Source organism: Chryseobacterium sp. StRB126 (assembly GCF_000829375.1).
Classification (GTDB): Bacteria; Bacteroidota; Bacteroidia; order Flavobacteriales; family Weeksellaceae; genus Chryseobacterium.
Genome location: NZ_AP014624.1, coordinates 1366985 through 1391455, shown reverse-complemented (window position 1 = coordinate 1391455; position 24471 = coordinate 1366985). Strand labels below are relative to the sequence as shown.

The window sequence follows — 24471 nt, the reverse complement described above, 5'->3', positions numbered from 1 at the left end:
ACAAAAGACGCTTTAAATCCTTTATTTAAAGCGTCTTTTTTCGTAGATTTGTAAGGTATGGTTCACATATATGACCATCATTATTTTTCATAACGCATCCTAAGTAATGGTGGTTTAATAAAAATCAATATTACATGTTAGAAAGAATCAGATTAGAAAGTCTACACGAAAAAGTAACTACAGCAGAAAATGCTGTAAAAATCATTAAAGACGGTATGACCATCGGGTCCAGCGGCTTTACAAAAGCAGGTGACAGCAAAGCTATTTTGCCGGCACTGGCAGAAAGAGGAAAAACAGAAGATCTTAAAGTCACTTTAATGACCGGAGCTTCGCTGGGACACGGCACAGACGGGAAGCTGGCGGAAGCTAATGTCTTAAAGAAAAGAATGCCGTTTCAGGTAGACCCTACTTTAAGGAGCAAAATCAATAAAGGTGAAATTCTCTTCATCGATCAGCATTTAAGTGAAAGTGCAGAACTTCTTCACACCAAAAATCTCCAAAGCATTGACGTAGCCATTATTGAAGCGGCCTATATTGAAAGAGACGGAAGTATTGTTCCTACCACTTCAGTGGGAAATTCAGTGACCTTTGCTGCTTTAGCGAAAAAAGTAATCATTGAAATCAATACAGAAGTTCCGGAAGAAGTATATGGCATCCACGATATTTATCAGGCTGAGGATTATCCTTACAGAAATGTTATTCCCATTGTAGCTCCCTGGAATAAAATCGGAAGAAAAAGTATTCCGGTTGATCCCAATAAAATTGAAGCCATTGTTTTCACCAATCTTAAAGACAGCCCTGCAGATATTGCAGAACCGGATGAGAAAACAACAGCCATCGCCAAGCACCTCCTTGCCTTCTTTGAAAATGAAGTTCAGTTAGGGCGCCTTACAGACAGACTACTTCCTCTTCAGGCAGGAATCGGAAAAGTAGCTAATGCCGTACTTACTGGGTTTAAAGACAGTAATTTTTACGACTTAACCATGTTTTCTGAAGTTCTTCAGGACAGTACATTTGATTTGATTGACTCCGGTAAATTAAGTTTTGCATCTGCATCCTCTATTACGGTTTCTCAGGAGTGCTATGAAAGAGTGTTAGGAAACCTTTCAAAATATAAAGATAAATTTGTTTTAAGACCTCAGAATATTTCCAATACACCAGGGTTGATCAGAAGATTGGGAGTAATAGCCATCAATACTGCCATTGAATTTGATATCTATGGAAATGTAAACTCTACCCATATTGGCGGAACAAAAATTATGAACGGAATCGGAGGTTCCGGAGATTTTGCAAGAAATGCTTACTTAAGTATTTTTGTAACGCAGGCTGCTTCCAAGGGAAATAATATTTCGCACGTCCTTCCAATGGTTTCTCACACAGACCACACAGAACATGACGTTGATATTTTAGTTACCGATATTGGATTGGCTGATTTAAGAGGATTAGCCCCAAGAGAAAGAGCTCAGAAAATCATTGATAACTGTGTTCATCCGGATTACAGAGAAGAATTACAGTCTTATTTCGACAGAGCCTGTGAACGTGGCGGGCATACACCTCATTTGCTGGAAGAATCCTTCAGCTGGCATTTACGCTTCTCCGAAACCGGAAGCATGAAACAGAAAATAGAAGTTTCCAATTAGGAAATTTTACCGGCTTAGAAAAATCTATAAAAGGATCAGATGGTATGCATCTGATCCTTTATTTTTTATTAAATTTATATAATTCATTACTATGATAAAAGTCTTTTAATATCCCTTATTATATTTGAAAAAAATAGAGATTTTAAAGGTATCTTTGAGAAAGGTTAGGCATTTTATGAAATAGAAATTAGTCAGAAATTTTATAATAAAAAAGATAAAATATGAATAATTACATCAGCGCAGAAGAAGCGATATATACAATAAAAAGTGGTAACCGTGTGTTTTTCCACGGCAGCGCATGTACTCCCAATTATCTGATTGATGAAATGGCAAGACAAGCTCATAGATTAGACCATGTAGAAATGGTTTCTATTACCCAACAGGGAAATATAGAAATTGCAAAACCGGAGTACAAAGACAAATTCTTTATCAATTCCTTATTTGTATCTACGCCGGTTCGGGATGCTGTAAATTCAGACAGAGGTGACTTTGTTCCTGTATTTTTAAGTGAAATTCCTATTTTATTCAGAAAAAATATACTTCCACTGGATGTTGCACTGGTAACTGTTTCTCCACCGGACAGACATGGTTTCTGTACATTGGGAACCTCAGTGGATATTGCGAGAGCTGCTGTAGATACGGCAAAGACCATTGTTGCAATCGTTAACCCAAGAATGCCAAGAACTCACGGTGACGGAATGATTCATATCAACAGAATTCATAAACTGGTTTGGCATGAAGAAGAGCTTCACACAGTAGATTACAGTTCCAAAGTCGGCCCTGAAGAAATGCTGGTAGGAAAAAATGTAGCTGAACTTATTGAAGACCGTTCTACACTCCAAATGGGCATTGGAACTATTCCTGATGCCGTTTTAAAATGTTTATACAACCATAAGGATCTTGGTATTCATACGGAAATGTTGAGTGATGGAGTTATAGACCTTATTCAGAATGATGTAATTAATAATAAATACAAAGGCTACAACAACAATAAAACCATTACCAGCTTCTGTTTCGGAACCAGAAAATTGTATGATTATGTGGATGACAACACCGTATTTGCTTTCAGAGATGTAAGTGAAGTCAACTTTCCGATCAATATCATGAAGAACAAAAAACTGGTAGCCATTAACTCTGCAATTGAAATTGATCTTACCGGACAAGTATGTGCCGATTCTATCGGAACCTTACAATATAGTGGAATCGGTGGTCAGATGGACTTTATGCGTGGAGCTGCTTTAAGTGAGGACGGAAAACCTATCATTGCCATCACTTCAAGAACCAAAAAAGGAATTTCAAGGATTGTTCCTTTCCTGAAACAAGGAGCGGGTGTAGTTACCACAAGAGGCCATATCCATTATGTCGTTACAGAATACGGAACCGCTTACCTGTATGGCAAAAACCTTCGTCAGAGAGCACAGGAGCTCATTAGCATTGCTCATCCTGATGACAGAGAAATGCTTGAAATAGCTGCTTTCGAAAGGTTTAAGCACTGATAATCAAACAGTAATATATTTTAACTTTTATTTTTATTTAGAATTTAAAAATATATCTTTAACTTATACCAAGAAATCATAAAAAAGCCCTAATATTTTGGCAGTATTTTTGATAAAAATCTTTCTAAAACAAGGAAATTGAAGACTATATATAATTCGATACGAGAAGAAGTGGTAAAGCATTCGAAGGTAAGGAATTCTGTTTTGGGGAATGTGAATGAATGGAAAAGAAGCCATTATATTATTCTTTCCGAAATTATTAAAGATGAACTTTCTAATGCTGAAGAACTTAAAGGTGGTAAAAAATTTGAAATTGGGACTACGATTTCACACGTTACCTTACAGCGTTTTTTTGAAAACGATTATCAGGACAAAACTCACAGTGATTTAAGATTCTTAAAAACACTGGATAAAATATGCATTTTTCTGGGCTACAAAGATCTCAATGACTATATCCTTTCTATAAGGCATAAAAAGAAAGATCAGGATGAAACTGATGATTTGTCATTTATGGCCACGTTAGTATATGAATATTGTACAAAGGCTTTTGAATTCTGTAAGCAGTTTCCCAATCATAATACCGAACTTTTCAAGGATCTGGTATTTGATGATTCTCCGTTTTTAGAAAGAATTTCACAGTTCAGTAAAGAGCTTTGTGACAAAGATTTTCAGCTGGTAACCAAGAATAATCGTTCCAATTATGAAGTATTTGATATCCATATCGTTACTGATGAACCGGATAAAAAAATACTGGAATCTCAGGAATTCTGGAATCTGTTATTCAAAGTAGGTAAAACCGGAGAAGAACACTTTGTCAACCAACTCAGTACACAGATTTACTTCTTTAAAAAAATAGATAATACCTGGAAGATCTGGGACAATTACAATCCAGATGCAGGAATGCTTAACAGAAAGCTGGAAACCACAGTATAAAAGTAAAATAAGAAAGCCGCAGATAATCTCTGCGGCTTTCATGTTCGAAATATTTTTTTCTCACTTGTTTTTTGTATTACAAATGTAGGCAGCTTATTTCAAACTTAAGAAACTTAAATATACTTAAGTGAACACTTCTTGAACTTTATGTTAAATATATTCAATGAATAGGCCGTAATATTTTCGCTATATCCAAGAATTTTGTAATTTGCATACCAATAAAATAAAAGTAAAAGAGAAAATATGTCAACACTTACATTTGCCGAGAAAATTGCTCAAGCAGAAAATTTCTTACCGATTAACGGTACAGATTATATTGAGTTTTATGTAGGAAATGCAAAACAGGCTGCCCATTATTATAAAACCGCTTTCGGTTTTCAGTCTGTAGCATATGCGGGTCCCGAAACAGGAGTGAGAGACCGCGCATCTTATGTGCTTCAACAGGGAAAAATCAGATTGGTACTTACGACAGGTCTTAAATCTGACTCTCTTATCAGCGAACACGTAAAAAAACATGGTGACGGAGTAAAAATTTTGGCACTTTGGGTAGATGACGCGTATGCAGCTTTCGAAGAAACTACTAAAAGAGGTGGGAAACCTTATTTAGAGCCAATAACTTTAACTGATGAGCAAGGTGAAGTAAGAATGTCCGGAATTTATACATACGGAGAAACTGTTCACATGTTTATAGAAAGAAAAAATTACAACGGAGCTTTTATGCCCGGGTATGAAAAATGGGAAAGCGACTACAAGCCTGAGGAAGCTGGTTTATTGTATGTAGACCACTGCGTAGGAAACGTAGACTGGAACAGAATGATTCCTACTGTAGAATGGTATGAAAAAGTAATGGGATTTGTAAACATCCTTTCGTTTGATGATAAGCAGATCAACACAGAATATTCTGCATTGATGTCTAAAGTAATGTCTAACGGAAACGGGTATGCAAAATTCCCTATCAACGAGCCTGCAGAAGGTAAAAAGAAATCTCAGGTAGAAGAATATCTTGATTTCTACGAGGGAGAAGGTGTACAGCACATCGCTGTAGCAACAAAAGATATCATCCACACCGTCACTGAACTTAAAAAACGTGGTGTAGAATTCCTTTCTGCTCCGCCAGAGGCTTATTATGACATGGTTCCTGAAAGAGTTGGTCATATTGATGAAGATCTTAAAAAACTTCAGGACTTAGGTATACTTATTGATCATGATGAAGAAGGATATCTGTTACAGATCTTTACGAAGCCTGTAGAAGACCGTCCTACTCTATTCTTCGAAATCATTGAAAGACATGGTGCACAGAGTTTTGGTGCCGGAAACTTCAAAGCTTTGTTCGAAGCATTAGAAAGAGAACAGGAAAGAAGAGGAAATCTTTAATTTTACAACCAAAAATACTAAGTTTTGTCAGGATGCAGGGTTCTGACAAAACTTTTTTATAAAACACAGCATAATGAGAAAACTTTTAATTGGAATTTTATTCTTTGGAACCTTAGGTCTAAAAGCACAATATGGTTCCTTGAATGCAATTCTGGACCGACTTGAAGCAAGAAAAGGGATCAATCAGAATCTTGAAAAGGTAAATATAGACAACAAAAAGTTTGTCTTCATTAAAGATGAGGCAGACCATACGGAAAGAGATTTTATTGTTATCAAAGGGAATAATGCAACGTATGTGGAGGTTTTTGATGATAAAGCTACTGGAGAAAGCAGTTCCAATGTCTTTACCGGTGATATTGTCAGAAAAAAGAACATCATTTCCTTAAGGGCAGATGTACTTGAGGGCAAGAAAATTCCAATGCCTGTCACCAAAACGCTATTGCTTACTCAACAGGACAACATTCTCTATCTCATTGATGTTAATACCAGAGATCGGTGGATTGATGAAGCTTCCTACTCAAAAAAGGCAAAATAAACATCTTAGGGGAAAGTTTCTCAGGATGATATTTTAATCTAACTAAAATCTAAACTTATGAAATCATTTGTAGACTATTCCTCAAACTCGGATTTTTCTATACACAATATTCCTTTCGGAGTGGCAGTATTCAACAAAGAATATATCGGATGCTGCACAAGAATCGGAGATCAGGTTATTGATCTTGCCACCCTTCATGATCTTGGCTATTTTGAAGACATTGAAGGATTGGACGACAATGTTTTTGAAGCCTACACGATCAATGAATTTATCGAATTGGGCAAACCTGTTACCAATGCAGTTCGTACAAAAATCCAAGCATTATTACAGGAAGGTTCAACATTATCAAAAGACCAAAAAACAATTGAAGAGGCATTCTATGACCTTGACAAGGTAAAAATGATGATGCCCGTTCACATACCAAACTATACGGACTTCTACAGCAGCATTGAACATGCTACCAATGTAGGAAAAATGTTCCGTGATCCTGCCAACGCCTTATTACCTAACTGGAAACATTTACCGGTAGGCTACCATGGAAGAGCTTCCTCTATCGTTGTTTCGGGAACAGAAATCAACCGTCCAAAAGGTCAGACAAAACCTGTTGATGCTGATAAACCAGTTTTCGGACCTTCCAAGCAATTAGATTTTGAACTGGAAATGGCTTTCATCATCAATAAAAATACGGAGATGGGAGAAAGTATTTCTACTCAAGATGCAGAAGATGCGATCTTCGGAATGGTGATATTCAACGACTGGTCTGCAAGAGATATTCAATCTTGGGAATATGTTCCGCTAGGGCCATTCCTTGCGAAAAACTTTGGTTCATCTATTTCTCCATGGGTCGTTACTCTTGAAGCTCTCGAACCATTCAAAACAGCTTCTCCTGCACAGGATCCTGAAGTTTTAGATTATTTAAAATTTGAAGGTAACAAAAACTACGATATCAACCTTGAAGTTTACATTCAACCTGAAAACGGAGAGCAAAACCTAATCTGCGAAAGCAATTACAAACATATGTACTGGAACATGACTCAGCAACTGGCTCACCATACAATAAATGGATGTAACGTAGAAGTGGGTGATATGTATGCGAGTGGAACAATCTCAGGAAGTGACCCAAAATCTTTTGGTTCTATGCTTGAGTTGACATGGAGAGGCCAAAATCCTTTATCATTAAGCAATGGTGAAGAAAGAAAATTCATTGAAGATAATGATACGGTTACCATGAAGGCTTGGGCTGAAAAAGATGGGATGAGAGTAGGTTTCGGTGAAGTTTCCGGAAAAATTATCCCAACACTTTAAAAATAGAATTTAACCACAAAAGTCACAAAAGAATTTATGATTACACAGTCATATTTAACTGATTTGACCTATAAGATAAACGGCGCCTGCATAGAAGTTCACAAAATTCTGGGCGCCGGTTTATTAGAAAACGTATACCATAAATGCCTAGAAGAAGAATTCAAATTAAGAAATATTAATTATAAATCTGAGTTGAAAGTTCCTGTAAATTATAAAGGAAAAGAAATTGAATGTGATTTTTTTTGCGATTTTTTAGTGGAAGATTTAATTGTCATTGAACTGAAATCAGTCGTTCAATTAAATGATATTCATCGGGCTCAACTTTTAAACTATATCAACTTAATGAAGAAGCCTAAAGGCATCCTGGTGAATTTTAATGTAAAAAATCTTTATCATGACGGACAGGAAACTTTTGTCAACAAATATTACGACATGCTTTTTTGAGCTTTAAAGATTAATAATATTTACTTAAAAAACTTTTGTGACTTTTGTGGTTATATAATTTTGTAACTATAAAATATGAAAACAGTAATACCTTCCGAGCTAACCCCGGTACAGCTTCAAACCATTATGCAGACCGCCGTTTCACCACGTCCTATTGCATTGGCTTCTACGGTGGATAAAGACGGTAATCATAACTTATCTCCATTCAGCTTTTTCAATATGTTCAGTACGGTTCCCCCGATTCTGATCTTTTCCCCATCAAGGAGAGTGCGTGATAATACCACAAAACATACCCTTGAAAATGTATTGGAAGTACCGGAAGTTGTAATTGGAACAGTAAACTTTCCAATTGTACAGCAGATTTCTTTAGCTTCTACAGAATATGAAACCGGAGTGAATGAGTTTGTAAAGTCTGGTCTTACGATGAAAGAAGCAGATCTTGTGAAACCTAAACTTATTGAAGAATGCCCTGTAAACTTTGAATGTAAAGTTTTAGAAGTAAAATCATTGGGAGATCAGGGAGGAGCAGGAAATCTGGTAATCTGTGAAGTTCAGAAGATTCATATCAGAGAAGAATATTTGAATGAGGCAGGGAACTTAGATCAGCAAAAACTGGATATGGTAGCCCGTTTAGGCAGCAACTGGTATTCCAGAAGTAATGAGAACAGTCTTTTTGAAGTTCCTAAACCTTTGGTAACAAAAGGAATTGGTTTCGATCTTTTACCGGATGCGATCAAATACAGCAAGGTATTTACAGGAAATGATTTAGGAATGCTGGCGAATGTCGAAATTCTCCCTTCCGGAGAATATTATTCAGATGAAAAGACTCATCAGGATGCTCAAAAACTCTTGTTGGAAAGTAATATTGAAGAAGCCTGGAAGATTTTAATTAAATAATCTCAATCGATTCAATACAAAAAGGAGTGAAAATTTCACTCCTTTTTATATTTTATAATAATCTAAAATGTTTTATTTCGTTTTCAAAGCCTCTGACACTGTGATTTTTCCTTTTTCTGCAAAATCCGTTATTTTACTGTCTTTATCAATGGAAACATTCAGGTTATCATTTTTAGAGTCATAATAAATGTACGTTGCATATCCCGGGCAATCATGCTGTTTACATCCATGAAGTTTATAAATCCCATTATCAGATACAATAGGACCCTCCACATTGAAATTTTTCAGCATCACATCATATTCTTTTCCAACCAGTTTTTTCACTCTTCCAGCAAAGTTTTTATCTTCAAATAATTTGATATCATGAGGATATTTTTCTTCATTTTTGGTGATGATTTCAATGGTAGCTGCTGCAGAAGCTGTAGCTTTCACTGAATCCGTCTTTGGAGCTACAGCAGAGTCTTTTGCCTGCACTGTAGCTAATGTGTCTGTGTTTTCAGAAGATTGTGTTTTGGTTTCTTTTTTACAGGAAATAACAGTTCCCAATAGCGACAGCGCCAATGCGCCCATAATAACTTTTTTCATAATGATATTTAGTATGGTGATTAATGTATTAAAACAAAATTCTAATCGTTTTATTTTAAATCTTTTATTTTAGAGCTCAATAACAACAGTTCTCTATTTTATATTTTTAATTAAAAAATCAATACATTTTTCTGTTACCGTGTTAAGATCTTCCGGCAAATCAGAATCATTCCAGGGTTCCTTCGCTCCAAAGGTATGATTTCCTTTTTCGATAAGGAAAAGCTCTGAATTCGGATTCAGGATATGAAGATGCTCTGCATGCTTTACCTCTACTGCTTCATCTTCCGTTCCATGGATAATCAACATGTAAGCCTTAGCCATTTCTGCTGCAAGTTCTACGTCAAAACGATGTATATTCTTTTCATAATCTTCATAAAACTGGTAGTAATGGGGCATTTCTTGTTTTGTACGTCCGTTTAAAGCATAGTAAACACCTTCTTTTTTCCAATTTTCAAAAAAATCACCTGTTGGAAAGCGGTCCAATGTATCTACACTGGCCAATGTAATCAATCCGTTGATTCTTTCATCCTCAAAGGTTTTCACAATAGAAATTCCTCCTCCCCTGCTATGGCCCATCAGAATAACCTTTTCCTGATCTATGTGTGGATTTTGAATAAAATGATCAATAACCACCCCAAGATCAGATAATTCTTTGGAGTAATTGTTATTTCCGAAAGCCTCTAAATCAGCAAAATGATGAAGATCATCTACCGTTGTTCCGTTGTGAGAAAAATTAAACTTCACAAAGAAAAACCCGGCTTCAGCAAACTTTTGGGCCATTAAATCCCATGCACCCCAATCTTTATAGCCTTTATAGCCATGAACAAAGATAACCAAAGGCAGTTTTTTTTGAGTGTCATTGTAAAAAGCATCAGCAAGAAAACCTTTTGTTTCTTTATTTTCTAAATAAATATTCTTTTCACTAATCAAATTCATAAAATAATTGGCTTTTATTCAATATTCTTTATATTTAGAATACTAATTTTAATTGAAATTTATGAAAAAAACTCTACTCTTTTTATTTTTAATTGTCTTTTCTGCTGCCTTTAGCCAGATCACCAAAAAAGTATTCTTTATTGGGAACAGTTATACCTATTTTAATGACTTACCAGTGTTGGTTCAAGATATAGCCGAATCTACAGGGGATATTCTGGAACACCAAAGCCAGACTCCGGGAGGGTCTACTCTTCAGCAGCATATAAACAGTACTACTATTGCTACCCTTATACAAGGAAACTGGGATTATGTAGTATTGCAGGAACAGAGCCAACTTCCTTCTCTTACAGATCAGCAGGTTCAAACTCAGGTATATCCTTATGCTGCTCAGCTTTCTGACCTTGTAAAGAATACCAATGGCTGTGGCAATGTTATTTTCTACATGACCTGGGGCCGTAAAAACGGAGATGCTTCACGTTGCTCTGTACAGCCTTCTGTTTGCACCTATGAAGGAATGGATGATCTGATCTCCAAACATTATATAGAAATGGCAAAGGACAATGAAGCAATACTTTCTCCTGTTGGCAAGGTCTGGAGAGCGATAAGAGAACAAAATCCAGCTTTGGAGCTTTATAATTTGGATGAATCACACCCTAGTTATATTGGTTCCATGATAGCCGCTTATACATTCTATACGGTAATATTTAAAAAGGATCCAACTCTCGTTTCTTATAATGGAACACTTACTGCGGAACAAGCACAGCTTATAAAAAATACTGTAAAAACAGTTGTGTATAATGCAATGGATACCTGGAATATCCCTTCCAATGATGTACACAGCAGGTTTACCTATCAGGCTACCAGTACCCATACCATTAAGTTCACTAATAAAACAAAAAATGCTACCACTTATTTATGGGATTTCGGAGATGGTACAACTTCCACACTGGAAAACCCTGAACATACTTACAATGCTCCGGGAGATTATCAGGTAAAACTAACCAGTAATTCATGCAGCTCAAATACTACCAAGACAAAACTGATAACAGTTGGCAATTTAGGAACAAAGGATTCAGACATTGAAGATCCGATTCAGATTTACCCTAATCCTACACAGGACAATATTAACATTATCACCAAAAAGAAAACAGAGATTCTCTCACTTACCGATGCCAGTGGAAGGATAATATCTTATCAAATGAATAAGACCAATTCCGGTTATACAGTACAGCTCCATCATTTGTCTGTCGGAGTTTATTTTTTAAAATATAAAACAGGAGAAAAAGAATTCATTAAAAAAATTATAAAAAAATAACCTTATTTTTGCTTCATGCAGAATTTAAGAACGGTAACTGTGATGCGTTACATTCTGCCATTGAGAGAGGGAGGTTCACTTCCTGCTCTGGCAGAAGCTGATGATGATTTTAAATATGTCTTAAAATTCCGTGGCGCAGGTCATGGAGTTAAAATGCTAATCTCCGAATTTTTAGGGGGAAAGATTACAGAAGCTTTGGGATTAAAGATTCCTGAACTGGTTTTTATTAATCTTGATGCAGACTTTGGAAGGACAGAAGCAGATGAAGAAATACAGGATTTATTAAAATATTCCGAGGGTTTGAATCTTGGTTTGCACTATCTGTCAGGTTCCATCACTTATGATCCCGGAGTGAGTGTTGATCCGCTTCTGGCTTCAAAAATAGTATGGCTGGATGCTTTCATTACCAATATTGACCGTACCTTTAAGAATACGAATATGCTGATGTGGCATAAGGAACTTTGGATTATTGATAATGGAGCTTCGTTCTATTTCCATCATTCATGGCAAAATTTTGATGCTGCGGCAAAGACTCCGTTCAAATATGTGAAAGACCATGTTCTTCTTCCAAAAGCCAGCAAACTTGATGAAGCAGATAAGTTTGCTCATGAAATACTGAATGAAACGCTTTTCAGAGATATTGTCAATGCTATTCCTGAAGATTGGTTACATTGGAATGATGCAGATGAAACACCTGATGAGATCCGTGAAATTTATTTTCAATTTTTGAAAACCAGACTAGAAAATTCTCAAATCTTTGTAAACGAAGCCAAAAATGCAAGAGGATAAAATATATGAATATGCGGTAATACGCTTGGTGCCAAAAGTTGAAAGAGAAGAATTTTTCAATATAGGATTGGTTATGTTTTCTAAAAAGGAGAAATTCATTCGGGTAGAATTCTATTTATGTCCTGATAAATTCAAGCTGATGCACAGTAAACTGGATTATGATGATATTATTCAAAACCTTGAAAGTTTTCAGAAAATAGCGAATGGAGATAAAGATGGCGGGCCTATTGCCCTTCTTGAAATTCCAGAGCGTTTCCGTTGGCTAACGGCTGTAAGAAGTGCCGTTGTGCAAACTTCCAGACCTCATCCGGGGAAATCTAAGGATCTGAATATTACTTTTGGTAAACTTTTTGAAGAGTTAGTAAAGTAATAATTTCCTTTTAAAAATTTTATGCAATCATCTATAAACAACATATCAATTAACAGGTTTTTCACAAACCTGTTTTTTATTTTATTTTTAAGCGTTTCCGGTTTATTTTTTTCACAAACATTTTCACACGCACCTACCCAGGTTAAGCGTATAAAAAGCTCTCTTCTTCCTGAAATCACAGCACTTACCGAAAACATTGTATACAAAATCAGCAAAAAGGGAGACTCCATTACACTGGATCTTTATATGCCGAAAAATGTTTCTGTTGAAAAAATTCCCGTACTGATCTATGTTCATGGCGGAGGTTGGATAGAAGGTAATAAAGAAATTCATGCAGATAATTACGTTGAAAATACCATCAAAAAACTCACCACCAGACAGTATGCTATCATCAGTATCAATTATACACTTCTTAATAAGAATACCCATTTCCCTTTGCCTTTGGAAGATACTAAGGATGCCGTAAGATGGGTTAGAAAAAATGCTGAAAAGTATAATTTTGACACCAATAACATTGGGCTTTTCGGGGCTTCTGCGGGAGCACATCTTTCATTAATGGCCGCATATTCTCCAGACAATACTTTTAAGGGAAGCCCTGAACTTTCGCCTTATTCTGCAAAAGTTAATTATGTAATAGACCACTATGGACCGGCTGATTTGAATAAGCTTTTTCATACCAAGTTAGGAACAATTCCAGTTTCTCTGGTGAAAATGATTTCAAAAAAGATCGTTGATCTACAACAAGGGCTTGTAAAGGGTATTTCCGGTTATGATCTGAATAAAGATCAGGATGGAGCCACAGAATATTTAAAAACCATATCTCCTGTTAATTATACTTCAACTGCTGTTCCTACTTTAATTGTTCAGGGGAATCAGGATAAAATAGTTCCTTTAAGCCAGTCAAAAAAATTATACAGAAAATTAAAACGGGCCAATATTGAAACTTCTTTACTGGTTATTGATAAAGGTGTTCACAGCTTTTCTACTACAGATAAAGATACTCTGGATAAAATGACAGATCAGATGGTGGACTTTATTATTTCACAGAAAAAGTAATATACATTATTCAATATAATTAAACACAAAACACTGTAAATTAAATATTTAAATAAAAACAAAACAACAAATATGCTAGATTGATATATATATTAATATTTTTTACCTGAAAAATAATTACCTTGGCTATTGTTTAAGTTATTCATAACAAAAACAGTATTTCAATTAATTATTCATTAAAAAAATAAGCAATATGGATTCTCTAAATAATATCAATGCTCTTACCCTCATATTTGTATCTGTTCTTATTTTTACGATAGCTTACCGCTTCTATGGTATTTTTATAGCTAATAAAGTACTCAGGCTTAACGATCAGAATGTGACCCCTGCGGTAGAATTTGCAGATGGTAAAGATTATGTTGCTACTAATAAAAATGTACTCTTTGGACATCATTTTGCAGCTATTGCTGCTGCCGGACCATTAGTAGGGCCTGTTCTTGCAGCACAGTTCGGATATCTTCCCGGGGCACTATGGATATTGATAGGTTGCGTATTGGGAGGTGGAGTTCATGATATGGTGGTCCTGTTTGCTTCTGTAAGACATAAAGGACAAAGTCTTGCTACTATTGCCTCTAAAGAAATTGGAAAAGCAACCGGAACTGTAGCAGGTTTTGCCATACTCTTTATTCTGGTTCTTACATTGGCAGGTTTATCTCTGGCGTGTATCAATGCTATGCATGAAGCTTCCTGGTCTCTTTTCACAGTAGTCATTACAATGCCTATTGCGATCATTATGGGCCTGATTATGCGTTATAAAAAGAACAGTGTTCTGTTTGCAAGTATCTTAGGCGGAATTCTGTTAATTGCCGGGATTATTGGTGGTCATGGGCTAATGCAGAATCCAACCATGAATAATTTATTTTCATGGAATATTAAAACAATTTCCATTGCCATTCCATTATATGGTTTTATAGCTTCTGTATTACCGGTATGGCTTCTTTTAGTTCCAAGAGATTATCTTTCTACCTATTTAAAAATAGGTACTATTATTATGTTGGCTATCGGGGTAATTGTTATTCATCCTACTGTACAGATGCCTGCTATCACAGCTTTTGTAAATGGCGGCGGACCTATTATTGGCGGGCCGGTACTTCCTTTTATTTTTATTGTTATTGCCTGTGGAGCTATTTCAGGATTTCATGCTGTAATTGCTACGGGTACTACTCCGAAAATGCTTAATAAAGAAAGAGAAATTCTTTTTGTAGGATATGGAGCTATGCTTGTAGAAGGTTTTGTGGCATTGATGGCACTTATTGCAGCCTGTACGCTAATGCCAGGTGATTATTTTGCCATCAATACCCCTAAAGAAGCTTATGACTCATTTCTCGCAACACATCCTTCTCTACATGGAGTAGATATAGATTATTATTCACAGAAAATAGGAATTGACCTTTATGGCAGAACCGGTGGTGCAGTATCTCTGGCTGTCGGGATGGCCCATATCTTTAATAAAATCCCTTATATGGATCAGCTTACAGCCTATTGGTATAATTTTGCGATCATGTTTGAGGCCGTCTTTATCCTTACCGCCATTGATGCGGGAACAAGAGTTGGCCGCTTTTTTCTGCAGGAAATGCTGGGTTCTGTAGTTCCAAAATTTAATGATAAAAACTGGATCCCGGGAATTATTATCAGTAGTCTTCTTTTCACTTTTGCCTGGGGATATCTAGTATATACAGGAAATGTGAACAGCATTTGGCCGTTATTCGGAATCAGTAATCAGCTATTGGCTGCCTGTGGGCTTATTGTCTGTACAACGATGCTGATTAGGATGAACAGAGGAAAATATGCATTATGCTCAGCTGTTCCCGGAGTTTTTATGGCCGGAATTACATTCTGGGCCGGTTATATTCAGGTAACCTCTATTTATATTCCCAAAGGGCAGTATCTACTTGCTGCATTAGCGGTAACCGCAATGGTCCTTATGCTGATTGTATTTATAGGAGCGTTCAGAAAGTGGTATCAGTTGCTGCAAATTAACACAACAGAGATTGACCATTATGGAGAACCAGTGAAAGAGCTGGTTGAAAGATAATGTGTTTTCTGCAAAATCTGCTAAAGGTTTTTGCTTCCTTTGATAATTTTTATACATTTGTTTTGCTTTAGGGGTATTCTGTAAAGAATTGAGAGAGTCCCTTTGAACCTGATACGGCTTACACCGACGTAGGGAAAAGCAAAATGACATGATTTCTTATGTCTTTTGTTCCGGATTTTTTCCTAAAGCTATTTTTATTTTAATAATAACAATGGAAAAAAATCTCTGGCAACAAGTTCAGCTTGTACGACAAAAATCTCCTCTTGTTCACAATATTACCAATTATGTAGTGATGAACAATACAGCCAATGCTCTTTTGGCTGCAGGAGCTTCTCCTATTATGGCACATGCCAAATCAGAAATCCGGGAAATGATTAATATAGCTCATTCTGTGGTTATTAATATCGGCACTCTGGATGAATATTGGTCTGAGTCTATGCTGATGGCCGCAGAAACAGCGAATGCCATTCATAAGCCCTGGGTACTGGATCCTGTGGGAGCAGGAGCAACTTCATTCCGTGATCAGATTTTACATCAACTGTTACAATTTCATCCTACCGTAATCAGAGGCAATGCTTCTGAAATTATTGCTCTTGCTAAAATCAATACAACAGTCACCAAAGGGGTAGACAGCACAGCAGAAAGTAATGATGCCGTGGAAGCTGCACAAATCCTGGTTCAACAATATAATACCATTGTGTGTATCTCTGGTGAAACAGATATTATTCTTAGCCCAAATCAATCTATACAAATTAAAAACGGACATTCCCTTATGACCAAAGTAACGGGGCTGGGATGTTCTGCAAGTGCATTAGCAGGAGCATTTATTGCCGTTGCTGAAGATAAAGCAGCAGGTATTGCTGCGGTCATGTCATTATTAGGAATAGCAGGTGAACTGGCTGTTCGTGAAAGTAAAGGCCCCGGAAGTCTTCAGGTCAATTTGATTGATAAGCTATATAATATGACTGAAGAAGAATTTATAAGCCATTTAAAAATAGAAAAATCATGAATGTAAATCCTTTCCCTTACTCATTATATCTGGTAATTTCTGAAGAAGACTGTATGGGAAAAAACTTTCTGGAAGTCGCAGAACAGGCCATATTAGGTGGTGTTGATATGATACAGCTTCGCGAAAAAAAAGATAGTCCTGAAGTATTCCTTCAAAAAGCTTTGCAGCTTATTGAAATTACCAATAAATATGGCATTCCACTTATTATTAATGATAATATCACCGTTACTGAAAAAGTAAATTCAGCAGGAATACATGTTGGCAACAGCGATGCAGCTCCTCTGAATCTGAGACAGCGTCCTTTGATCAGGAATAAAATGATTGGTTACTCAATAGAACATCTGGCTCAGCTCGACAATGAACAATCTGCAGTGGCAGATTACCTGGGAATAAGCCCTGTTTTTAGAACAAAAACTAAAACAGATACTATTACAGAATGAGGACTGGAAGGTATTTCCCAAATCAGACAACTTACAGAAAAACCTTTGGTAGCCATAGGTAATATTCACCTGGAAAATGCAAAAGCTGTTATCAATGCCGGAGCAGACTGCATTGCCGTAGTTTCTGCTATATGCAGTGCAGATGATCCTCAAAAAGCAGCTTATGAATTAAAAAATGAAATTGTAAAATGAAAAAATACAAATACCCATCAGTTTTAACTATTGCGGGCTTCGACGGAAGCGGTGGTGCCGGTATTCAGGCGGATATTAAGACGACATCTGCTTTAGGATGTTATTCCACCTCCGTACTAACGGCTTTGCCTGTGCAAAACACCCAGGGAGTACAAAAAATATATCCTATTCCTGTAGAAGCAGTTGCTGATCAGATAAAAGCAATTCTCGACGATATTGTTCCTGGTGCGATAAAAATTGGAATGGTTCATACTCCCCAGCTGGTAGAAACCATTGTTTCCACATTAGCCGAATACCCTAAAATACCTATTGTTTTCGATCCTGTCATGGTTGCCACCAGCGGGCATCGTTTGATTGAAGAAGAAACCATCACAGCACTCGCTGAAATGTTGTTTCCTATTGCAGATGTCATCACACCCAATATGGATGAAGCCGCAATTTTAGCAGATATGAAAGTAGAAACTCTTGAAGATTTATACACCGCAGGAATTAGGATTAAAAAACTAGGCTGTAGAACGATTCTTCTTAAAGGCGGGCATCAGGAGACCTCAACAATCACCTCTCTCTTTTATGATGAACAGGAGAATTTTCATTCTTTCGAAACGCTGAAATTGAATACCAATAATACTCACGGTTCAGGCTGTACACTTTCATCTGCTATTGCCTCATATATTGCTCAGGGTAAAACCTTGTACGAAGCCGTTTCTCTTGGGCAGCAATATATCTACAAAGCTATAGAAAGCGGGACAGATGTACAAACAGGTCATGGAAACGGGCCACTGAATCACTTTTTTAACCCACAAAAACTCATCAAAAATGAAATGGTCTGAACAAACCTGGAATGCTATAGAGAAACATTATCAATCTATCCTTGATATGCCTTTCATCAAAGAATTATCCGATGGTAGTTTGCCACAGGAAAAGTTTCGTTTTTATATGGCTCAGGATTCTTTATATCTGGAGCATTTTGGAAGAACTCTTTCCCTTATTGCAGCAAAGATACCTGATCTTGAAGATGTACTTGCCTTTATGCGTTTTGCAGAAAATGCTATCGTTGTGGAAAATGCGCTTCATGAATCCTACTTTAAAGACTTTGGGTTAGTGGATAAAGGAGTTTTACAACCGGCTTGCCATCACTACATTCATTTTCTGAGAAGTACCGCAGCATTGGAATCTGTGGAAATTGCAGTTGCAGCAGTCCTTCCATGCTTCTGGATTTATCGTGAAGTTGGAAATTATATTTATGAGATTCAAAATACGATGAACAATCCTTATGAAAAATGGATCGCTACTTATGCAGGAGAAGAATTTTCAGCTGCAGTAGACCAGGCTATTGCCATCTGTGATCAATTAGCTGAAAACAGCACCGAAGAAACCAGAAAAAAAATGACAGAAGCCTTCATCGCTGCATCCAGAATGGAATATTACTTTTGGGAAGCAGCTTATGATTTGAGAAGATGGGAGTAAAGAATATACTGGCTACGCCAATCATTTTTGATCTCATCAACTAATAAAAAAACGGAACCAAAAAATTGGTTCCGTTTTTTATAAGTATAAAACTTCATTAAAAATTGAAGTTAAGTCTTGTGAAAACATATCGTCCGTTCTGTCCAAACTGTGAGGTAGAACGGGAGTAAATAAACTGATCATTATTACTTGAAGCCGGTAGATTTTTGGTAGGATAAATATCAAACAGGTTGTTCACTCCTATCGTTAATCCTACATTTTTTGTAAACTGATAAGCCGCTGAAAGATCTGTAATAATTTTATCGCCTATGGTCTGGTGCTCTCTAGGATCAAGGATACCATCACCATTCACATCAAGAACATCTGCTCCGGTAACTTTCCCGAAATAGGTATTTCTCAGGTAAAAACTTGCTCCTTTCCATGTAATCGTGTGAGACAGACTCGCTTTTACTCTAGGTACAGCTTCTTCCAAGTATACTCTCGATTTTTCAGAGAAATAGACCTTTTCAAGAACCGGAGATTTTAATAATCCAGCTGAATGAATCTCTCCTACCTGCTTAGTCTGGTTTAAATTGATCGCAAAGTTATTATCCAGTTTTACACCTGAAAATCTTGCGTTATGTGCAATAACAATATCCACCCCTTTTGTTTCCGTATCAATGGCGTTGGTGAAAAACTGAGCGGCATTCACATTTAATTTTTCAAACTCTGTCTGGGCTTCCAGAGGTACATCTTTTTTTAAGAACTGATCGGTAAGAATGATTCTGTTATCAATTTTTGTAAAATATCCATCAGCAGTGAAGGTCAAATTCACGGATGGAATTTTATAAGTAAATCCTAAACTTGCAGATTTTGAGGTTTCCTGTTTCAGCTTGGGGATATTCAACTGTCCTGCCAATCGTGAGTCATTGCTGTAAGTTCCCACTTCAAGAAGTTGCCCACCAGTAAATAAAGTAGAAGTTACATTATAATAGATTTGATGAATAGATGGTGCTCTGAATCCGGTCGATCCTGCAAATCTTACATTAAAATTAGGAGCAACTTTAATTCTTGAAGCCAGTTTATAATTGAATGTAGATCCGAAATCTGAATAATTTTCATATCTCGCAGCTGCATCTACTAACAACCAATTCGTAAAGTTCAGCTCTACATCTGCATAAGCCGCCAAAGACTGTCTGTTTTTGTTCACCGCATTCTCAGGTTTAAATCCACTGAATACCTGCGAACCTCCCGGAAGAGCTTGCCCAAAGAAATCTGTAGGTCTTTGAGTAGTATTGTTCCATGGATTTCCAAAAGCATCATATATAGTATAAGAAGCTTCTTCCCCTGCCGTCATTTTGAAGTTTTCAAAACGGTGTTCACCTCCAAATGCTACGTTCAGTCCCTCCAATACATCATATTTTTTAGAGAAATCTAAGTTGATGGTATTTTGAGTAAACCTTAATCCACCTGCATCAAATTCATTAGGGGAAGCAAAACGTAAAGAAGTGTTTCCTGTATTACGGATGTTATAGGTGAATGAATTCTGTCCGAAAGTATTACTGAAATCAATATTCCACCCTTCCCATTTTCCTTTGATTCCTGCAGCTAATGAAATATCCTGTATATCAGTTCCTATCTGTGGAAGATAACCATTGGGATATAAACCTGTAAAAGTCCTGTTTTCTCTCGGTCTTCTGTAGAATCCTCCGGAAACCCCATGTCTTAAACTGTATCCGCCAAAAGTATACACTTTCCAGTTATCACTTACAGGAACCTCAGCATTAATGAAAAGCTGGTGGTTATTAAGCTTGGACTGCCCTACCTGCATATTGAAATCTTTTCTTGTTTGTCCTCTGTAAGCAAGCTCCTGATCTGTTATATAATTCAAATAACTGGTCGTAAATCTGTTTGGATCCGACAAAACTTTCTGTAAAGCAGAAATAGAATTAGCACCCTGTATAGCATTTTGCAATTCCTGAGAAAAATAACTTACTTCTGGTGCATATTGGTGAATATAGTTTACAATTTGCTGAGAATTTGGGGTGTTTCCAATGTCAGTAAAAAGAGAAGAAAGATTTACGCCGTTTTTCAAAGCGCGCTGTTCAATGGCATTATAAGCATTATAAATAGGTGCATTTTCAGTTCCGGCTCTGTAGGTAGGATTTCTGAACTGGGAAGACCAGGTAATATTGAAGAAACCACCTTTAGTTCCAATCTTATTACCATAGTTCAGGTCTAACTGAATATTCTGCCCGTCAAAATTTCCGGTATGGTCGTTAGCTGTAGGGGTTAAATTTCCGCCATAGCTGATCTGACCGGCCAGTTTTCCTGTATCTCTTTTCAGTTCAAGATTCATTACACCTGCAATCGCATCAGAACCATATTGTGCGGCGGCTCCATCTCTTAAGACCTCTATTCTGTTTAAAGCGAAAGAAGGAATGGCATTCAAATCCGTTCCTACTGTTCCTCTTCCCGGTGTTCCGTTTACATTGACTAATGCAGAGGTATGTCTTCTTTTCCCATTCACCAATACCAGAACCTGATCCGGTCCCAAACCTCTTAACTGTGCTGGATCCAAATGGTCGGTTCCATCAGAATTGGTTTGAATGGTAGAGGTAAAAGAGGGTGCTATGGCATTTAATATTTGTCCGATATTAGACTGAGGAAGAACCACTGAAGCTTCCTTCAGATTGAATACATCCACAGGAACCGGACTGTCTGCCTTCGATCTTGCTCCGGCTCTGGATCCCAGGATAACAACTTCTTCTACATTATTGGTATTAACACTGTCTTTTTTGGTTTTGACACTGTCTTTTTCCTGTCCATAGGTAAATACTCCAAGGAAAAATAAAACAGAAGCTGAAAAAATAGTCTTTTTATTACTCATATCATTTCATCAATTTGATTAAACATTTATGTTTTTTGCAGATGCAAATGTAAAATATATTTATTAGTCTACAAAAACAATAGACTTTGTTTTTGTAAAAAATGATAATCGTTTCTTTCTATCCCCTATTAAAATTACTATTTTTTCTAATAACTTAAAGATATTTCATAAAAAAACGGATTCAAAAAATGAATCCGTTTGTATTGTTTAAAAGCTATTGTCAAGAATTAAATCTTCGTAAGTTTAGCATATTTCAGAATCAGGTTCTTCTCCCCTTCATGGATGAATACCACTTTTGCTTTGATATTCTGAGGATCTGTTCCATCCAGGAAAGCAACCTCTCCTATTCCGAAACGATCGTGTCTTACTTTATCTCCCACTTCAATATCCTGAGATGATGCACCGCTTGGATTAATAATTTTGGCAGTACTTACCGGTTTCAGTTTTCTTGCTTCCGGAGCAGGTTTTGAATTATCTTCACCTCTGTTAAGCGTCTTTTTCTCTACCTTCTTAAAAGATTTCATTTCAGATGGATGTTCATCAAAAATATTGGATTTCACTCCCGCATTATTGATAAACCTTTTCTCCATTGCCGGATTAAGGAATTCAATATATTCATCATCAATCTCACTCAGGAATCTTGATGGTTCTGCATCAGTAATTTTCCCCCATTGGAAACGGGATACTGCATAAGAGAAAAACACTTGCTTCTCAGCTCTGGTTAATGCAACATAGAACAATCTTCTTTCTTCCTCAAGATCTTCCCTTGTGGCAGAACTCATAAAACTTGGGAAAAGGTTTTCTTCAAGACCTACTAAATGAACTACAGGAAATTCAAGACCTTTGGAAAGGTGAATGGTCATCAATGAAACCATATCATCTTCCTGATCTTTATCCTGGGTATCAGCTGACAGAGCAATATTTTCAAGGAAGTTGGAAAGACTCGGATCTCCATCTTCCAATTGCATTTGTTCCTCAATAAACCCTTGCATAGAGTTCATTAATTCCTGAACGTTTTCTACTCTTGAAATTCCTTCCGGAGTCTGGTCATCCTTTAAAAACTTAATCAAACCACTTCGTTTGGCCACTTCCATAGCAACGCTGTAAGCTGTTTCTGTTTTCAACAATACCTGGAATGCTTTAATCATCGACCAGAAATCATTCAATTTATTTAAAACACCATTGTTTAGCCCTAGTTGAGGAGCATAAATAGGAAGATTATCCAAAACTTTTGATACAGGAAGGTTCTGAGCGTCTGCAAAAACAATCAATTTATTTTGCGTTGTTTCTCCAATTCCTCTGGTTGGATAGTTGATGATTCTCATCAATGCTTCCGAGTCATTTTCATTAATTAAAAGACGCAGGTATCCAATTAAATCTTTCACTTCTTTTCTTTGGTAGAATGAAAGTCCTCCATACACTTTGTACGGAATATTTTTACGTCTCAGGGCATCTTCAAATGCTCGGGTCTGAGAGTTGGTTCTATACAAAATAGCAAAATCGCTATATTTTCTCTGGTCACGGTTACGAAGTTCCCAGATATTTCCGGCTACGAAGTTTGCTTCATCAGCATCAGAGAGAGAACGGTAAATTTTAATTTTATCTCCTTCTTCATTATCACTGAAGACGTTTTTCTTAAACTGCTGTAAGTTTTTCGCAATAACAACATTGGCTGCGTTTACAATGTTTTGTGTAGAACGGTAATTTTGTTCCAATGATACTGTAATGGCATCCGGGTAATCTTTTTTAAAGTTCAGGATGTTATAGATATTAGCTCCACGGAACGAGTAAATAGACTGGGCATCATCTCCTACCACACATATATTTTCAAACTTGGAAGCTAATGCTTTCACAATAAGATACTGTGAGTGGTTGGTATCCTGGTACTCATCTACCATGATATATCTAAATCTGTCCTGATATTTCGCCAATACTTCAGGGAAACGCGTCAACAGTTCATTGGTTTTTAACAATAAATCATCAAAATCCATAGATCCGTTTTTGAAACACTGTTCAACATATCTCTGATAAATCTGTCCAATAAATTTCATATTGGCTTTTTCATCAGCCTCCATCAGTTCCGGATTGTTGAAATAAGCTTTAACGGTAATCAGATTGTTTTTGTAGGTTGAAATTCTTGCCTGAACTTTCTTGGGTTTATAAAGATCAGCATCAATATTCATATCCTTCAATACTTTTTTAATTACATTCAGAGCATCTTGCTGGTCATAAATGGTAAAATTAGAAGGATAGCCCAGATAATGAGCCTCAATTCTTAAAATTCTTGCAAAAACCGAGTGAAATGTTCCCATCCAAAGACTTCTTGCATTACTGTCTCCTACTACCTTTGCGATACGTTCTTTCATTTCACGCGCTGCCTTATTGGTAAAGGTAAGTGCCAGGATATTGAAAGGGTCTATTCCATTATGGATAAGGTGGGCAATACGCATGGTAAGCACACGTGTTTTTCCGGAACCTGCTCCTGCAAGCACCATCAGAGGGCCTTGTAAAGAGGTAACGGCTTCATATTGTGATTCATTGAGTCCTTTCAGATAATCCATACTGCAAAAAAATTTTGGGAACACAAAATTAAGATATTCAAAGGAGAATTCAAATTTTGGAAGCATATGTGTTTTTAAAGATGAAAGAAGATTAGAGATAAAGAGATTGGAGATAGGAATTGAAGAGCGAGGCGGATTGGCTATTAACATCTCATCTCATTAACTTCTCATCCTATTTCTGTAACATTTAATTCACTTTCCCTACTCATTGATAAACAATTTC

The 24471-nt window shown here is 36.6% G+C and carries 20 protein-coding genes, 1 pseudogene and 1 riboswitch; of the genes and pseudogenes, 17 read left to right on the top strand and 4 right to left on the bottom strand.

All coding sequences use genetic code 11. The features are described 5' to 3' along the window. Positions 1-134: 134 nt before the first annotated feature. The 8 genes from CHSO_RS06320 to CHSO_RS06285 all read left to right on the top strand — a co-directional run bounded on the left by CHSO_RS06320 (position 135) and on the right by CHSO_RS06285 (position 8624). Entirely contained in the window at positions 135-1640 is a 1506-nt protein-coding gene (locus tag CHSO_RS06320) for a succinate CoA transferase (protein WP_045493753.1), read from the top strand. A 221-nt stretch (positions 1641-1861) separates the two neighbouring features. Beyond that, positions 1862-3136 carry an acetyl-CoA hydrolase/transferase family protein gene (locus CHSO_RS06315; RefSeq protein WP_045493751.1) on the top strand — a complete coding sequence of 425 codons (1275 nt, stop codon included), beginning with the start codon at positions 1862-1864 and terminating at the stop codon, positions 3134-3136. A gap of 138 nt (positions 3137-3274) precedes the next feature. Beyond that, a complete protein-coding gene (locus CHSO_RS06310) occupies positions 3275-4069 on the top strand; it encodes a hypothetical protein (protein WP_045493747.1) in 795 nt (264 codons plus the stop codon). 243 nt (positions 4070-4312) lie between these two features. Next, positions 4313-5443 carry a 4-hydroxyphenylpyruvate dioxygenase gene (gene hppD, locus CHSO_RS06305; RefSeq protein ID WP_045493744.1) on the top strand — a complete coding sequence of 377 codons (1131 nt, stop codon included), beginning with the start codon at positions 4313-4315 and terminating at the stop codon, positions 5441-5443. Between the two features lie 73 nt (positions 5444-5516). Then, on the top strand, positions 5517-5978 hold the full coding sequence (locus CHSO_RS06300) for a hypothetical protein (protein ID WP_045493741.1): 462 nt from the start codon (positions 5517-5519) through the stop codon (positions 5976-5978). 57 nt (positions 5979-6035) lie between these two features. After that, the gene (gene fahA / locus CHSO_RS06295; RefSeq protein ID WP_045493738.1) at positions 6036-7283 is read left to right on the top strand and encodes a fumarylacetoacetase; all 1248 of its coding nucleotides are present in this window, start codon (positions 6036-6038) and stop codon (positions 7281-7283) included. A 36-nt stretch (positions 7284-7319) separates the two neighbouring features. After that, on the top strand, positions 7320-7727 hold the full coding sequence (locus tag CHSO_RS06290) for a GxxExxY protein (RefSeq protein WP_045493735.1): 408 nt from the start codon (positions 7320-7322) through the stop codon (positions 7725-7727). Between the two features lie 75 nt (positions 7728-7802). Next, on the top strand, positions 7803-8624 hold the full coding sequence (locus tag CHSO_RS06285) for a flavin reductase family protein (protein ID WP_045493732.1): 822 nt from the start codon (positions 7803-7805) through the stop codon (positions 8622-8624). Between the two features lie 72 nt (positions 8625-8696). On the opposite strand, the gene CHSO_RS06280 is transcribed toward CHSO_RS06285, so the two are convergent. Together CHSO_RS06280 and CHSO_RS06275 are read right to left on the bottom strand one after the other, a co-directional pair. After that, complete coding sequence (locus tag CHSO_RS06280; RefSeq protein WP_052480505.1) at positions 8697-9209, bottom strand: hypothetical protein; 513 nt, start codon at positions 9207-9209, stop codon at positions 8697-8699. Between the two features lie 93 nt (positions 9210-9302). Continuing rightward, entirely contained in the window at positions 9303-10145 is an 843-nt protein-coding gene (locus CHSO_RS06275) for an alpha/beta hydrolase family protein (protein WP_045493730.1), read from the bottom strand. Between the two features lie 61 nt (positions 10146-10206). On the opposite strand from CHSO_RS06275, the gene CHSO_RS06270 reads away from it, so the two are divergent. From CHSO_RS06270 to tenA, 9 genes and pseudogenes are all read left to right on the top strand, one after another. Further along, positions 10207-11460, top strand: a complete 1254-nt coding sequence (locus CHSO_RS06270; RefSeq protein WP_045493728.1) for a PKD domain-containing protein — start codon at positions 10207-10209, stop codon at positions 11458-11460. A 15-nt stretch (positions 11461-11475) separates the two neighbouring features. Further along, entirely contained in the window at positions 11476-12249 is a 774-nt protein-coding gene (locus CHSO_RS06265; RefSeq protein ID WP_045493721.1) for a HipA family kinase, read from the top strand. After that, complete coding sequence (locus CHSO_RS06260) at positions 12236-12619, top strand: DUF3037 domain-containing protein (RefSeq protein WP_045493719.1); 384 nt, start codon at positions 12236-12238, stop codon at positions 12617-12619. Before CHSO_RS06265 ends, CHSO_RS06260 begins: the two co-directional genes overlap by 14 nt. A gap of 21 nt (positions 12620-12640) precedes the next feature. After that, positions 12641-13675: an alpha/beta hydrolase gene (locus CHSO_RS06255; protein ID WP_045493717.1), complete on the top strand. Its 1035-nt coding sequence runs from the start codon at positions 12641-12643 to the stop codon at positions 13673-13675. A gap of 193 nt (positions 13676-13868) precedes the next feature. Further along, entirely contained in the window at positions 13869-15710 is a 1842-nt protein-coding gene (locus CHSO_RS06250) for a carbon starvation protein A (RefSeq protein WP_171817614.1), read from the top strand. A gap of 59 nt (positions 15711-15769) precedes the next feature. After that, positions 15770-15862, top strand: a riboswitch (TPP riboswitch). 59 nt (positions 15863-15921) lie between these two features. Beyond that, positions 15922-16719, top strand: coding sequence for a hydroxyethylthiazole kinase (gene thiM / locus CHSO_RS06245; RefSeq protein WP_171817613.1), 798 nt, complete (start codon positions 15922-15924; stop codon positions 16717-16719). Then, positions 16716-17351: pseudogene (thiE, locus tag CHSO_RS06240) on the top strand (thiamine phosphate synthase). The gene thiM and the pseudogene thiE overlap by 4 nt, the downstream one beginning before the upstream one ends. After that, positions 17348-18181 (top strand): bifunctional hydroxymethylpyrimidine kinase/phosphomethylpyrimidine kinase, encoded by an 834-nt coding sequence (thiD, locus tag CHSO_RS06235; protein WP_045493714.1) that lies wholly within the window; start codon positions 17348-17350, stop codon positions 18179-18181. The pseudogene thiE and the gene thiD overlap by 4 nt, the downstream one beginning before the upstream one ends. Further along, positions 18168-18818, top strand: a complete 651-nt coding sequence (tenA, locus tag CHSO_RS06230) for a thiaminase II (RefSeq protein ID WP_045493713.1) — start codon at positions 18168-18170, stop codon at positions 18816-18818. Before thiD ends, tenA begins: the two co-directional genes overlap by 14 nt. 97 nt (positions 18819-18915) lie before the next feature. Here the strand turns inward: tenA and CHSO_RS06225 are convergent, their stop codons facing one another. Together CHSO_RS06225 and CHSO_RS06220 are read right to left on the bottom strand one after the other, a co-directional pair. Continuing rightward, the gene (locus tag CHSO_RS06225; RefSeq protein ID WP_045493710.1) at positions 18916-21687 is read right to left on the bottom strand and encodes a TonB-dependent receptor plug domain-containing protein; all 2772 of its coding nucleotides are present in this window, start codon (positions 21685-21687) and stop codon (positions 18916-18918) included. A 227-nt stretch (positions 21688-21914) separates the two neighbouring features. Continuing rightward, a complete protein-coding gene (locus tag CHSO_RS06220; protein ID WP_045493708.1) occupies positions 21915-24248 on the bottom strand; it encodes an ATP-dependent helicase in 2334 nt (777 codons plus the stop codon). Positions 24249-24471: the final 223 nt, after the last annotated feature.

Coding starts and splice junctions, on each gene's coding strand:
- thiD (WP_045493714.1), top strand. CDS start 17,348: ATGAAAAAATACAAATACCCATCAGTTTTAACTATTGCGGGCTTCGAC.
- CHSO_RS06270 (WP_045493728.1), top strand. CDS start 10,207: ATGAAAAAAACTCTACTCTTTTTATTTTTAATTGTCTTTTCTGCTGCC.
- CHSO_RS06225 (WP_045493710.1), bottom strand. CDS start 21,687: ATGAGTAATAAAAAGACTATTTTTTCAGCTTCTGTTTTATTTTTCCTT.
- thiM (WP_171817613.1), top strand. CDS start 15,922: ATGGAAAAAAATCTCTGGCAACAAGTTCAGCTTGTACGACAAAAATCT.
- CHSO_RS06315 (WP_045493751.1), top strand. CDS start 1,862: ATGAATAATTACATCAGCGCAGAAGAAGCGATATATACAATAAAAAGT.
- CHSO_RS06260 (WP_045493719.1), top strand. CDS start 12,236: ATGCAAGAGGATAAAATATATGAATATGCGGTAATACGCTTGGTGCCA.
- CHSO_RS06300 (WP_045493741.1), top strand. CDS start 5,517: ATGAGAAAACTTTTAATTGGAATTTTATTCTTTGGAACCTTAGGTCTA.
- CHSO_RS06275 (WP_045493730.1), bottom strand. CDS start 10,145: ATGAATTTGATTAGTGAAAAGAATATTTATTTAGAAAATAAAGAAACA.
- CHSO_RS06255 (WP_045493717.1), top strand. CDS start 12,641: ATGCAATCATCTATAAACAACATATCAATTAACAGGTTTTTCACAAAC.
- CHSO_RS06250 (WP_171817614.1), top strand. CDS start 13,869: ATGGATTCTCTAAATAATATCAATGCTCTTACCCTCATATTTGTATCT.
- tenA (WP_045493713.1), top strand. CDS start 18,168: ATGAAATGGTCTGAACAAACCTGGAATGCTATAGAGAAACATTATCAA.
- CHSO_RS06290 (WP_045493735.1), top strand. CDS start 7,320: ATGATTACACAGTCATATTTAACTGATTTGACCTATAAGATAAACGGC.
- CHSO_RS06220 (WP_045493708.1), bottom strand. CDS start 24,248: ATGGATTATCTGAAAGGACTCAATGAATCACAATATGAAGCCGTTACC.
- CHSO_RS06280 (WP_052480505.1), bottom strand. CDS start 9,209: ATGAAAAAAGTTATTATGGGCGCATTGGCGCTGTCGCTATTGGGAACT.
- CHSO_RS06265 (WP_045493721.1), top strand. CDS start 11,476: ATGCAGAATTTAAGAACGGTAACTGTGATGCGTTACATTCTGCCATTG.
- fahA (WP_045493738.1), top strand. CDS start 6,036: ATGAAATCATTTGTAGACTATTCCTCAAACTCGGATTTTTCTATACAC.
- CHSO_RS06320 (WP_045493753.1), top strand. CDS start 135: ATGTTAGAAAGAATCAGATTAGAAAGTCTACACGAAAAAGTAACTACA.
- hppD (WP_045493744.1), top strand. CDS start 4,313: ATGTCAACACTTACATTTGCCGAGAAAATTGCTCAAGCAGAAAATTTC.
- CHSO_RS06285 (WP_045493732.1), top strand. CDS start 7,803: ATGAAAACAGTAATACCTTCCGAGCTAACCCCGGTACAGCTTCAAACC.